Source organism: Flavobacterium xueshanense, assembly GCF_900112975.1.
Classification (GTDB): domain Bacteria; phylum Bacteroidota; class Bacteroidia; order Flavobacteriales; family Flavobacteriaceae; genus Flavobacterium; species Flavobacterium xueshanense.
On sequence record NZ_FONQ01000006.1, the window covers coordinates 84774 to 98413 of the forward strand.

11 protein-coding genes and 3 tRNA genes are annotated in these 13640 nt (G+C 30.9%); 9 read left to right on the plus strand and 5 right to left on the minus strand.

Annotated features, from left to right (window positions below; translation table 11 throughout):
• Positions 1–4 precede the first annotated feature (4 nt).
• Positions 5–1273 (plus strand): tetratricopeptide repeat protein, encoded by a 1269-nt coding sequence (locus BMZ76_RS07705; protein ID WP_091204635.1) that lies wholly within the window; start codon positions 5–7, stop codon positions 1271–1273.
• Positions 1274–1325: 52 nt separating this feature from the next.
• Here the strand turns inward: BMZ76_RS07705 and BMZ76_RS07710 are convergent, their stop codons facing one another.
• Together BMZ76_RS07710 and BMZ76_RS07715 are read right to left on the minus strand one after the other, a co-directional pair.
• A complete protein-coding gene (locus BMZ76_RS07710; protein ID WP_091204636.1) occupies positions 1326–2087 on the minus strand; it encodes a C40 family peptidase in 762 nt (253 codons plus the stop codon).
• Between the two features lie 72 nt (positions 2088–2159).
• On the minus strand, positions 2160–3338 hold the full coding sequence (locus BMZ76_RS07715; protein ID WP_091204717.1) for an acetyl-CoA C-acyltransferase: 1179 nt from the start codon (positions 3336–3338) through the stop codon (positions 2160–2162).
• Between the two features lie 228 nt (positions 3339–3566).
• Here BMZ76_RS07715 and BMZ76_RS07720 point away from each other — a divergent pair.
• From BMZ76_RS07720 to BMZ76_RS07735, 4 genes are all read left to right on the plus strand, one after another.
• A tRNA-Ser gene (locus tag BMZ76_RS07720) sits at positions 3567–3650 on the plus strand.
• Between the two features lie 19 nt (positions 3651–3669).
• Positions 3670–3744: transfer RNA gene (locus BMZ76_RS07725), tRNA-Pro, on the plus strand.
• A 22-nt stretch (positions 3745–3766) separates the two neighbouring features.
• Positions 3767–3840: transfer RNA gene (locus BMZ76_RS07730), tRNA-Arg, on the plus strand.
• 377 nt (positions 3841–4217) lie between these two features.
• Positions 4218–4430: an IS3 family transposase gene (locus tag BMZ76_RS07735; protein ID WP_091204637.1), complete on the plus strand. Its 213-nt coding sequence runs from the start codon at positions 4218–4220 to the stop codon at positions 4428–4430.
• A 557-nt stretch (positions 4431–4987) separates the two neighbouring features.
• Here the strand turns inward: BMZ76_RS07735 and BMZ76_RS07745 are convergent.
• The 3 genes from BMZ76_RS07745 to BMZ76_RS07755 form a co-directional block, all read right to left on the minus strand.
• Positions 4988–5356 carry a hypothetical protein gene (locus tag BMZ76_RS07745; RefSeq protein ID WP_091204638.1) on the minus strand — a complete coding sequence of 123 codons (369 nt, stop codon included), beginning with the start codon at positions 5354–5356 and terminating at the stop codon, positions 4988–4990.
• A 390-nt stretch (positions 5357–5746) separates the two neighbouring features.
• Complete coding sequence (locus tag BMZ76_RS07750) at positions 5747–6478, minus strand: hypothetical protein (RefSeq protein ID WP_244281765.1); 732 nt, start codon at positions 6476–6478, stop codon at positions 5747–5749.
• A gap of 138 nt (positions 6479–6616) precedes the next feature.
• The gene (locus BMZ76_RS07755) at positions 6617–7648 is read right to left on the minus strand and encodes a hypothetical protein (protein ID WP_091204639.1); all 1032 of its coding nucleotides are present in this window, start codon (positions 7646–7648) and stop codon (positions 6617–6619) included.
• A gap of 230 nt (positions 7649–7878) precedes the next feature.
• Here BMZ76_RS07755 and BMZ76_RS07760 point away from each other — a divergent pair, with 230 nt between their 5' ends.
• From BMZ76_RS07760 to BMZ76_RS16445, 4 genes are all read left to right on the plus strand, one after another.
• Positions 7879–8400 carry an RNA polymerase sigma factor gene (locus BMZ76_RS07760; protein WP_091204640.1) on the plus strand — a complete coding sequence of 174 codons (522 nt, stop codon included), beginning with the start codon at positions 7879–7881 and terminating at the stop codon, positions 8398–8400.
• A gap of 45 nt (positions 8401–8445) precedes the next feature.
• The gene (locus tag BMZ76_RS07765) at positions 8446–9345 is read left to right on the plus strand and encodes a FecR family protein (RefSeq protein WP_091204641.1); all 900 of its coding nucleotides are present in this window, start codon (positions 8446–8448) and stop codon (positions 9343–9345) included.
• A 9-nt stretch (positions 9346–9354) separates the two neighbouring features.
• Positions 9355–11892: a TonB-dependent receptor gene (locus BMZ76_RS07770; protein ID WP_091204642.1), complete on the plus strand. Its 2538-nt coding sequence runs from the start codon at positions 9355–9357 to the stop codon at positions 11890–11892.
• Between the two features lie 1404 nt (positions 11893–13296).
• Positions 13297–13599 (plus strand): phosphate-starvation-inducible PsiE family protein, encoded by a 303-nt coding sequence (locus BMZ76_RS16445; RefSeq protein WP_396230399.1) that lies wholly within the window; start codon positions 13297–13299, stop codon positions 13597–13599.
• Positions 13600–13640: the final 41 nt, after the last annotated feature.

Here is a 13640-nt window from a genome sequence, read left to right on the forward strand (position 1 = left end):
TATTATGAAAAGTAAATATGTATTACTAGCATCAGCGTTATTGATATCAGTAGCTACTTTTGCTCAAAAAGATCAAATAAAAGCAGCTGAAAAATTATTAAAAGGAGGTAAATCGCAGGAAGCGGCAACCATCTTGATGGAAGCAGAGTCGTTACTATCTAATGCGACAGATGCTGAGAAAGCTCAGTTTTTCTTTTTAAAAGGAAATGCGTTATTAGATTTGGCAAACAAAAATGTTGATGCAAACACGAATCTTTCACTTGCGGCAAAAGCGTATCAAGATTTAATTGCTGCTGAAAAAACTTCTGGAAAAGCTAAATTTTCAACACAGGCAGCTGCTTCAATTACTGATATTAAATTTAAATTGATTAACGGTGCAATTGCTGATTCAAAAGTGGATAAGCATTCAGATAGTGCTAAAAAATTATCTGACGCTTATTTGTTAGATAAGAAAGACACAATCAATTTGTATTACGCAGCTTCTACTTATGTTAATGCAAAAGAATATGACAAAGCGCTTGAATTGTATGATAATTTAAAAACGCTGAACTATTCCGGCAAAGGAACGAGTTATTTTGCTGTTAATAAATTAACTACTCAAGAAGATTTTTTTACTACTGCTCAAGAAAGAGACAGAATGGTGAAACTTGGAACGCATGAAAAGGCAAGAACTGAAGTTGTACCTTCTAAAAGAGGAGAAATTTATAAAAATATGGCTTTGATTTTAGTTGAAAAAGGTAAAACTGAAGAAGCTAAAAAAGCAATTTCTGAAGCGAGAAAAGCAAATCCTGAAGATACATCTTTGACTTTGACAGAAGCTAATCTTTATTTAGAAACGAAAGATTATGAAATGTATAAAAAACTAATCGCTGAAGTTTTGCAAAAAAATCCAAATGATGCGGATTTGATTTTTAACTTGGGAGTATTAAGTGCAAATGCAAAAAATGTTGCAGATGCTGAAAAATATTACAAAAGAGTTATAGAAATTAATCCAAAATATATCAATGGTTACATCAATCTTGCTGCAATGAAGTTAGAGAATGAAAAAGCAATTATTGACGAAATGAACAAATTGGGAACTTCTGCAAAGGATATGAAACGTTATGATGAATTGAAAAAGAAAAGAGAAGAGCTTTTTAAAGCAACAATTCCTTATCTTGAAAAAGCGGTTGAATTAGATCCTAAAAACGTAGATGTTTCTAAAACTCTTTTAGGCGTTTACAGTGCGTTAGAAATGACTGCGCAATACAAAGCATTAAAAGCAAAAATGTAAAATTTGCTTTTGAAATGTACAAAAAAACCTGTCTATATTTAGACAGGTTTTTTTATACTATTTTTTTAATGACTCTCAATTTGTGGGTATGCTTGTTTGTTTCAGCATTAAATATTCCTAAATGATCCAAGCGGTCTATCCGAACTTTTCCACTGGCGTGAATGATATAATTGTCAGCCATTATAATTCCAACATGAATGATCTTGCCTTCTTCATTGTCAAAAAAAGCTAAATCTCCAGGTTCGCTTTCTTCAATAAAACTTAAGGCTTCTCCTTGCGTTGATTGTTGCGAAGCATCTCTCAGCAATTTGTAGCCATTGAGTTTGTATACCATTTGAGTAAATCCGGAACAATCTACACCAAAAGGAGTTTTTCCTCCCCAAAGATAAGGAGCATTCAAATACATAAAGGCTGTATTTAGTAGGCTTTCTTTAGTTTTCTCGCCGCTGATTTTAGTTCCTTCAAAATCGAAATTTGAAATATTTATCTCATTGTGATTTATAAACGACACCGAAGAACCAAGCGGAATCGGTATCAACAGACTATTTGGTGTCGTGATATATTCTATTAAATCAGCATTTAAAATGATAGCCTCGTTCGATAATTGATTAAAATTGGCTTCGGAAATCAGTTGCAATTGTTTAGAATCTATCCATCCTTCATAATTGTCATACTGCATTCTGATTTTGGACCATTGCTTTAGTTGTTCTAAAATTTCAAAATGTTCACCAAATAAAACTTGAGAGACGATTTCGCTTCTGTCATTAGGTTCAATTCGAAGTGGGATTATGGCTAGATTACAAATTCCGAACATTTAGATTGTTTTATGAGTTAAGAATTAAGAGTTATAAGTTTTTTAAGCCGATAACTCTTAAAATATAATTATTTAAGCTCTTTCAATAACAATTGCTGATGCGCCTCCGCCACCATTGCAAATTGCAGCAGCACCGATTTTAGCATTGTTTTGCTCTAAAACATTTAATAATGTAACGATGATTCTGACTCCGGAACAACCGAGAGGATGACCTAAAGATACGGCACCACCATTTACATTTACGTTGCTGTCACTTAAACCTAAAATTTTTGAATTAGCTAAACCTACAACAGCAAATGCTTCATTGAATTCAAAATAATCCACATCATTAATTGTTATTCCAGCTTTTTCCAATGCTTTTGGAATCGCTTTTGAAGGGCTTGTAGTAAACCATTTTGGCTCCTGCGCCGCATCAGCATATCCGTTGATATACGCCAATGGTTTCAGTCCTAAAGCGATTGCTTTTTCTTCACTCATCAAGATTACTGCTGCTGCACCATCATTTATTGTTGATGCATTGGCTGCGGTTACAGTTCCATCTTTTGTGAAAACGGCGTTTAGTGATGGTATTTTATCTAATTTTACATTAGTGAATTCTTCATCTTTAGAAACTATGATAGGATCTCCTTTTCTTTGTGGAACAGGAACAGGAACTACTTCATTGTCGAATTTTCCGGAATCCCATGCTTTTGCGCTACGCTCATACGATTGAATTGCAAAGTTATCTTGGTCTTCACGGGTAAAGCTGTATTCTGATGCACATAAGTCAGCACACACTCCCATAGCGCTGTTATCGTAGGCATCAGTAAGTCCGTCTTTCTGCATTCCATCAATCATGGTTGCAGGGCCAAATTTAGTTCCGTTTCTTAAATGCATGTAATGTGGAATTAAACTCATGTTTTCCATTCCACCAGCAACCACAATTTCGGCATCGCCACATTGAATAGCTTGCGCACCCAACATAACTGCTTTCATCCCTGAAGCGCAAACTTTATTTATTGTAGTACAGGCAACCGTATTAGGTAAACCGGCAAATATAGCAGCTTGTCTGGCAGGAGCTTGTCCTACACCAGCTTGAACTACGTTACCCATAAATACTTCATCAATCAAATTTGGATCTAATTTTATTCTATCCAAAGCACCTTTAATAGCTATTGCACCTAATCGTGGAGCGGTAACTGTAGACAATCCCCCCATAAAACTTCCGATAGGTGTTCTAACGGCAGAAACGATAACAACTCTTTTGTTCATGACTTTCATAATGTTAGTTTATGTAGCAAATTTAATCTTTTTTAAACAATTTAATCTTTTGATGTTCAGATTATCTTTTTTATATTAATTTTTATTCTATATGTTTGATTGTGAAGCTTTTTTATAAAAATGATAAAAAAGATTGAAAAAAAGAAGTAAAATAGTTGTGAGAAGTCTAAAGATGTCTTAATTTTGCAACCGCAAAACAGGACACGTTTCCTTGAGCTTGGAGGGGTGCCAGAGTGGTAATGGAGCAGTTTGCTAAACTGTCATCGAGCAATCGGTGCCAGGGTTCGAGTCCCTGTCCCTCCGCTGTTATAATTTTGTTTTTCGGGGTGTAGCGTAGCTCGGTTATCGCGCCTGCTTTGGGAGCAGGAGGCCGCAGGTTCGAATCCTGCCACCCCGACTTAATTTTTTACATGAGCAATGGAGGCATAGCTCAGCTGGATAGAGCACCTGCCTTCTAAGCAGGCGGTCGAAGGTTCGAATCCTTCTGCCTTCACAACAAAACCCACTGGATTCAGTGGGTTTTTTGCGTTTAGTGATTTTTGTATTTCTTATTTTCCTACATTTACAACAACAAAACGCAACTTTTTCCGCTATTTGTATAGCAATGTAACTCGAATACCTAGTTCTATTGCTAGTTCATTAATATTAAATCTTTTATTACTAAGTTCAACGGTTTTTTCTTTAAAAGACATATCGTAAATTTTGCGAACTGTTTTCATATGTTAAAATTAAGCTTTTCTCTTAACTTTATCTCCCAGCTAAATTATTATATCCAAAAACCGGTGCATTGAAAAAGAATTGGTGTTTTATTCTGATAGAGGTGTCCAAAATGCCAGTAAAAAGTTTACCAATTTGATTGATTCCTGTAAAATGATTACAAGAAACATGAGCAGAAAAGGGAATTGTTGCGACAATGCCTTGGTTAAGAGCTTTTTTAAGACTTTGAAAACGGAACAAATCTATGGTAATAAACTTATATCAAAAGAGCAAATGAAACTCGATATATTTGACCCGAACGAAGCGAACAGACGAAGCAATTTGTTGAAATCTAGTACAACAGAAAAAGAAGACATTCCGCTTTAAAATACAAAACAATAGAAGAATTCTGGAAACAGGAAAATAATTTTAAAAATGTTGCTTAACTAATGCAGCGAGTTTTATTTGCATATCCATTATAGTTGACCTCAAAAATTCCCTCATAACTTTTTTCAAGTTTATTGAGGTCACTGTTGATTGGCATTACATTTTGATACCGAATACGTTTATTTTCCTCTGTAAAAATGGTTGCTGTTTTATAAGCCAATCCGCCACCATGCCTTGATGTTAGGTTGGAATTGATTTTAAATAGAGCCGAAATTCTTGGTAAGAGAGAAAATTCTTAATCAAAAACATAATCACCTTTAAGACCTGCTTCAATATCGAGCCATTCTTTAGTTTTTACAATATTTTGAACAAAAGCTCCATCAGTATATTTAAAACTTTCTAATTAATAGAATAAAGCAGATTTAATCCCATAAAAAAAGCGCAAGGTTTATTAACTTGCGCAGCTTAGAGGGAAATATATTTTTTGGAAAGTACAGCTTTGCAATGCGCAGGTCAGATTCTCCAGCAAATATAATTATAAAAGGTAATTCCTTTATTTAAGGACGAATTAAAAATCGTACTGTTGTTTTATCATTAGCTTGATTATAAATATCAACTATTAGGTAGGTGTTAGTAGTAACACCGGTAATTAAATACGCAAAATCATAGTCAATTTTATTTTTTGCTGTCGTATCATCCGTTAAAAATGGAGTACTTGATCCCTCTTTTGTAATTATAACCTTAGAAAGCGCAATCTCAGATTGGATACGGCCGCTCACTACATATTCGCCTTGCGAATTAGCTTTACCCTCGGTTTGATTGAAAGTTATTGTTGGCCGTGCAGCATCATCCTTTGAGCAAGAATTCAAAAATAATCCACATGCTAAAACGAATATTGCAGTAATAAAAAAATATTTCATTCTCATAATTATTTGTATTTAAATTATTGTAAATTAAGCGTTTAAAAAAAATGTTTCCTTAAAAAATGTGTTAATGTTATTAAGACGGTTGTACAAAACTAAAATATTTTGAAAATATACAAACGAATTTACAACTAATTGCCTCGGACTCGCCCAATAGAAAGATAAAGAAATTGGAAAAAAGTAACTATTATGACGCGTTTATAAAAACTCTCTCGACTATTTAAAGCATTATCATACCGAAGGGAGAAACTTCTTTGCATCAGAATTAATGATGTTAAAAGAGGTAACGGTAGAATGGATTATTTAGAAGACTCATGAAACACTTACCAAAACAAGTAAAAAAGACTACCATTTAAAGGTAGCCTCTTTTTTAATTAATCCGTTTTAATTTAATTAATCCTTGTCATCTAAGTCTGTTTCATTTTCAAGCAAGTTTTTTATTTGCTCTCCAATATTCTGATGACCATCGTCGTTATCGGTACTAATTTCGATAACTCCATCCCCATCTGTATCTATCAATAAATTTTGATTGGCTAAAGTAACAAGTCTTGCCATTATGGCATCAAGATGTATTTTTATGTTAAGTGACATATCGTTACCATTAACTATAAAATCTTTAGTTTGATCTGCAAAGTCCATTTCAAGTTCAGCATCTTTTCCACTATAGATAACAAAGTTTTTACCGTTTATTGTCCCTTTAATTAAAAAAGTTTTACCTAACATTTCGCCCGGCACAATACTTTTTTCAAATTTAAATTCAATTTCCTCATACTTGGCATTCGGAATATTAACTGAAGTTATAAACTGAGTCAAAGTTTTGTTAGGATCTAAAATATCTATTAAAAAAGGACCTACCAGTTTTACATCATCATCATAAAAAGGATCTACAAGATTATATTTATCATCTTCTTCATCTAATTCAAATTTTATCTTTCCAATGTTTATTTTAAACTCCGTGAACACAACTGTTGATGCAGCAGTACGTGCAGTTGCAGAAGTTTTTCCTGTTGCAGAAACGGATGAAGCTTTTAAGGTAACATTACCGCTTGTAGATGGATCATCTGTGCAAGAACTCATCATAATAACAAGTAGTGCTAAAATCGATGTTTTTTTCATTTTTTTCATTTTTTCATTTTTTTTAAGGTTAAATAATATATAATTAGGGGGTATTAATTAATGGTTGTGAAAAACAATTTCAATAACTGTATCTATAAAAAATAGTTCCTTTAAAATTTAGAGTAAGTTGTTTTTGTTCAGTTTTAATTAGTTCTTGGTGAAATAAAGATAATCAGTTGCTCCATCGCTGGAATTTTTATTTTTCAGTCTAACATTTGTGGTTGTAAATTCTGTAATTTTCCAATCTTCCTCCAATTCATCTAATTTACTGTCATCAAATTTTAACAGAAATATGTCTTGACCACTATTTACAAAAGTGGACCAATTTCCGGCTATTGTATTTTTTTCCTTTACAACCGTAACAATTCCATTAGAATTGAAAGTAAAATTATATCCCTTGTAATTTAAAGTCTCATCACTATCATCAAAATAATAAGATACATGCCAGGTTCCATTTGTCAAAATCGAAGCGAAATTCTGGTTTCCTACAGAGCCTGAATTAGTATTACAATCTTTAATTCCATCTTCAATACTGCTTTCAAAATTAGAGTTGTTTGTAATTACAACAGTTTGACCCTTAAAATTTGTAATAGAAACTGGATAATTGATAGATATAAACACATTACTTTCTACATCTTTCAAAAAGTTGTATAAATCTTTATTGTTTTGAATGGTAATAGTTTTTGCAATTTGATTATCTGCATTGTAAATACTAATCTTTATTGGATAATTTATATGTAGGCAATCAATCTCATCAAACCCGTCATCATCATCGCAATTATCAATAACATCCTCTAATTGATCCGGATTTATAATAAGTTCTGTCTTGAAACTTTGATATTGAATTGTTATTGGATATACAAAGTTTACTATATCATCATCATTTGAAAAAGCATCTAATGCGTTTTGAACCACTTTATAATCATTTTGGCTAGACACTGTAATATGCTTTCCATTTACAATAACGCTAACCGGCAACCGAACATTAAAACAACTTGATTTATCCAAAATATTATCCTTAGACGTAGGGTTTTGTGATACCCTAGATATCAAACTCGCAAGAGGAGATTTAGCTGTTAAATTTTGTGTAATGTCTTGAATAACCAATGTTTCCTCATCTTGACACGAAATAAATACCACTACAGCAACGCACATTAATAAATATTTAATTGTTTTCATATGTAGCTAATATTTAATACGTAGAATACCGAACTGATATTTTTTTATATTGTTTTTTGTGGCATAGAATTCCGTTTTGCGTATCCGCTTCGGTGTTTATAGACCGTTTTCATTTCGCGTATTTCATATTAAAAGATTAACGGTTTAATAGTAAAACAGTTTACATCTATATTACCCTACCAAAATTTAAAAATAAATATATCTTTGTAAAGCAAAAAATTACGAAATAAATGACAATACATTCATTATCAAAGACTTGTGATAAAATTATTTTTTCAATATTTTTCAAAAGTCATGCGAAAGCGCTTCGCAATTTTCTTTTTTATAAATATGGGAACAAAGACCAAGCCGATGATATAACTCAAGAAGCTTTCATTAAACTCTGGCAAAACTGTGCTGCAGTCCCTATTGAAAAAGCGAAATCTTATATATATACCATTGCAAATAATAGCTCTCTTAACGAAATTGCACATCAAAAAGTAGTTTTGCAATATGAAAAAAATTTTGTTGGTCATGATAATACAAATGAAACTCCGGAATTTATACTCGAAGAAAAACAATTCAAAAGTAAGCTCTTAAAATCAATTGAAAATTTGAAAGAAACACAGCGAGTTGCTTTTTTGATGCATCGAATAGACGGTAAGAAATATAGCGAAATAGCAGCGGAATTAAATATAAGTGTAAAAGCAGTTGAAAAGCGGATACACTTGGCTTTAATTGAATTACGAAAAGAAATTGATATGATAAAGTAGGGTAAATTTGTTTTTACATGTTTTAAATATAATACGATTAATGCAATGGAAAAAAATCACATTTTGGCAAAATGGCTAAACAACGAATTAACAGAAGATCAATTAGCTGAATTCAATGCTAATCCTGATAATGAAAAATACGAACAAATTAAAAATTACACTGCTCATTTAGAAGTACCACTATTTAATGAAGAGAAAGTTTTAGAGCATGTTATTAATCACAAAAAAACAACACCTAAAGTTATTCCTTCATACAAAAAATGGTTATTCAAAGTGGCTGCCGTTTTTGTTATTGGATTAGGAATTGTATTTATGATGCAAAATTTTGCGTTACAAACACAATATGCTCTTAATGGTAAAAAAACCACTTTCTTATTACCGGATAATTCTAAAGTAGTTCTGAATGCCGGCTCTGAAATTAAATATAAAAAATGGAATTGGGACAATAACAGAAACCTTGAGTTGCATGGCGAAGCCTATTTTAAAGTAGCAAAAGGTAAAAAATTTGAGGTTGCAACTGTTCTTGGAAAAGTTGCTGTTCTTGGAACTCAATTTAATGTAAAAGTACGGAAAGATCGTTTTGATGTAACTTGTTTTGAAGGAAGGGTACTCGTAAAGTACCAAGAAAAAGAATTGATTTTAACTCCCGGACAAAGTGTTGCTTTTAAAGATGGAAAACAAATAAATACAACCGTTGCTACCGCTCAACCAGAATGGATGGAAAACACCATTGCTTTTAATAAAGAAAATTTACGCAACATTTTAGATGAAATTGAAAGGCAGTACAATATTTCTATTGAAGTGAAAACAAAATATTCGAGTGCATTATTTACTGGAAAAATTCCAATTAACAATCTTGATGTTGCCCTTCAAATTATTGCTACAACCTATCATTTAGAACCCAATAAAATTACTGCAAACAAAATAATTTTTGAAGGAAAATAAATATTTTAAATGAAATACACTTCTGTTTTATTCTTTTGCCTTGTTTTTGTCTTGAGTATGACAGCTCAAAACAGAAGTAAAGCAATTGCATTAAAAGATATCCTGCAATCTATTGAAAAACAACATCTTATTTATTTTAATTATATTGACAATGAAATAGTTACTCTTAAAATTGTACCTCCAAAAAAATCGTTGTCTTTGAACAAGAAAATCAGTTATCTTGAAAAAAAAACGAATCTCTTCTTTGAAAATATCGATAATAAATTCATTACTATTCATAGCAATAATACGGTAGACTCAAAGAATATTTGTGGATATGTATTTTCTAAAGAAGATAATTCTCCACTGGAAAATGTGAATATTAAGTTTGAAGATGGTTTCAGTACTTCAACCAATAAAAAAGGATATTTTGAACTAAAAAAAGAAAAGTCAACTGATTTATTAATTAGTAACATTGGGTATACTACTGAAAAAATTTCTGTCTCTGATTTACAAAATAAAAATTGTTTAAAAATTTACATTGAAGTGGAAGTTTCTGAATTAAATAATATAATTGCGAATCAACTTTTAACATCTGGAATCTCAAAAAAAATTAATGGAACATTTGAAATTAAACCAAAAAAACTGGGAATATTACCTGGCTTGATTGAACCTGATGTTTTACAAACCATGTTGCAAATTCCCGGTATTTATAGTGCTGATGAAAGTATTTCTAGTATTAATGTCAGGGGAGGCACGCATGATCAAAATTTGTTTTTATGGAATGGAATAAAAATGTATCAAACGGGACATTTTTTTGGATTAATTTCGGCGTTCAATCCTAATTTAGCCCATACCATTTCTATAACTAAAAATGGAACTTCTGCTTTTTTTGGAGAAGGCGTTTCAAGCTTTGTGGATATTTCCTCAAACTCCAATAAATTTAAAAAAAACAGTTTTAGTGCAGGAATAAACATGATAGATGCCGATGTGTATTCAAAGTTCAAAATCTCCAAAAAAAGTTTTATAGAAATTTCAGGAAGAAAATCCATTACCGATTTAGTAAAAACACCTACCTACAAAGAATATTATAATAAAGCCTTTCAAAATACAAGTATTACTAATTTTTCCAATAACCAAAATATAGATTATTTAGGTGATGAAAAATTTAATTTTTACGATATTACGGCTAAATATTCTCAACAAATCGGAGAAAAAAACCATTTTATTTTAGATTTTATTACAATTAACGATCAACTTAAAATTTTTCAAACAACCAACGCCAGTTCTCAGATTCAGTCTGAAAATAATATTTTATACCAAAAAAATTACGGAGGTAATCTTTCATGGGTACGAAACTGGAATACTAAAAATAGCACTCATTTAAATGCTTATACATCGTCCTATGTACTTAATGCCGAAAAAAACAAAATACAAGATAATCAAATTATAAAACAAAAAAATGAAGTATTAGACAATGGCTTTAAGCTTGAAAATAGCCATGCAATCAATTCGAAATTTACTCTTAAAAATGGATATCAATTCAACGAAATTGGCACCATAAATTCAGATGAAGTAAACAGCCCTATATTTTATAGAAGAATTAAGGAAGTATTACGAATTCATGCGCTTGTAGTTGAAGCAAAATATAATGATACTTTATCCAAAATATATTTTAATGCAGGATTGCGATTAAACTACATCGAACAATTCAAAAAAAACCTTTTAGAACCACGATTACAGTTTAATTATGCAATTACAAAATATTTTAATTTAGAAGTATTAGGAGAATTTAAAAGTCAAAATTCTTATCAGGTTATTGATTTGCAAAACGATTATTTTGGTATTGAAAAAAGAAGATGGATATTGGCAAACAATACTACGATCCCTATTCAAAGAAGTAAACAAGCATCAATTAGTTTATTTTACAACAAAAATAATTGGTTATTTACGGTAGATAATTTTTATAAAAAAGTAACTGGAATTAATAGCTCGAGTCAAGAATTTCAAAACCAATTAGAGTTTGTAAAAACCAATGGCGATTATGAAGTTTTAGGAATGGAAATGCTGGTTCAAAAAAAGATAAATCATTTTATTACCTGGTTTAGTTATACTTACAATACTAATAATTATTACTTTCCAAATTTAGAACAACCTGTATTTCCAAATAATTTTAAATTAGACCATATCATCTCTTGGGCTGGTATCTATGAAAGAAAAAATCTAAAAATAGCATTGGGATCAAAGTGGTATTCTGGAAAACCAGAGACCACTCCTGTAAGTTCGACAATAAATTATAGTAATTTCTCCAATCCAAAGATTGATTACAATACTCCAAACAATAAAATACTAGATGACTTTTTTCAAGTTAATTTTTCGACAACATACAAATGGGAAAGCTTAAATCAAATTCAATATAAATTGGGGTTCTCTCTATTGAATGTATTGAATCGAAAAAATGAAATCAATGAATATTATAGAATAAATACGGTTACCAATTCTATTGAAGATGTAAAAACTTTTTCACTTCGACGCACTCCAAATTTAAGCTTTAGAATAGCTTATTAAACGAGTTCCATAACATTTAATAAATTTACCAGTTTACTCAATTGTATCAATTGTTTAAAAAAACCATGTATCTGCATACTCTGCTATTTAGTGTATTAAAAAGTATTAAAAATCGCATTGTTATCGGAACGCTACTTGCCTAATTTGTAAAAAAAAATAAAAAATCAGCCTTAAAATAGGTTAAAAAACAAACTCAAGGGTAGTATAAAAAGTTCTTCCAGCAGAAAGTATCATTCTGGCCGTGGATAATCGGTTGCTCTGCTGGTGAAATAACTGTTATTTGTAAAATCGAGGATTCCGGCTATTAGTTTCATTTTTTCCATTTGTAAAAGGTTGAAAATTCAGCAACATAGTAGTGTATATGCTAACTTATCAATCACAGATAGTTAGGAAATATTCTTAATTATAACTTATGAAACAAGTGCGCAAAATTGATGATAAAGCTATCAAAGAAAAAGCTGTCCATTTGATTTATATGAGAATAAACATATCAGAACTCGCCAGAGAGTCAGGAATAACAGCGCCATAGTTGTATAAATGGCGTCAAGAGTTCGAGGAATTTGGAGAAGGAAGTTTTCCTGGAAAAGGAAATATAAAATCAAGTCTCAAACAAGAAAAAATCCGTGAACTGGATAAAAGACTTAAAGATGCAGAGTTAGAGTGCGAAATATTAAAAAAAGCAATCGGCATTTTTTCTAAGAGCGGTCGATGATTTATAGTTTCATTAAAAACAATGAACAAGTACTTCCGATTGAAAAATAGGTAGGCATTTTCCCTTTCGGCAAATCAGGTTCATCAGCAAGCAATGACGCAAAAAAACGAAATTTGGAAAGTGGGAAATAGAAGGTTGAAAAAACTAAACCGCCAAACTTAAGCTGACAATTAAAATGTGGAAAGTGGCAAAGTAAGACGTACGCAAAAAAAACAGAGATCCTACAAAATTATTGTAATTATTGAACAAAAAACAATGATAAATTAAGATTAATACTCTGATAAACAACAAGCTACTTTTTTTCTGTTTTTTGCTAACAATCAATTAAAATAAATAAAAAAAAACAATTATATTGCTAAAGAGACACTTTTTTATAACTAAATTTACTTGTAATAACAGGACCATAATAGTGTAAAAGACAGCCCTGATAAAATTGAGACAGAGGACAAACATAAAATATCAAAAACTTAAGATCAATTTTCGGAGGGCTTTTTGTCGATTTATCAAGCCCTCGCTTAAAAATTGAAATAATTAATCTCCAACTTCAATCTGTTAAAATAAATACTATGAAGAGCGATGATAAATTTTTAAGAATAATTATAGCCACTAATAAAAATATAATTCGTGTTTTAAGTAGCATTATGACTTTAATACTAGGAACAGTACATCTAATCTATTAAGAATTTAAAAAAATCACCGCTCCTCCTTATCTATTGATTAATATTTCCACTTTATTCGAAGTATTTAATTTGATATCGATTATTGCGGTAAGATATGAACTTATAAAAGCATTGCTATTAATTATTTCGTCCAATAAAGTTCCTACTATTCAAATTATAGAAATCTTAATAATTGCTATTTCAACTAAAATAATTACACTAGATATACAGCAAGCAAATAGCAATATTATTATGAGTTTAGCTTTGATGATTGCTGCACTGGGTCTTGCTTATTTTTTGTTAAAATATTGTAAGAAATCACAAAACAAACCCTAAACAAATCCAGTAACGCTCTGTATTTTAATTATTTAATTGTA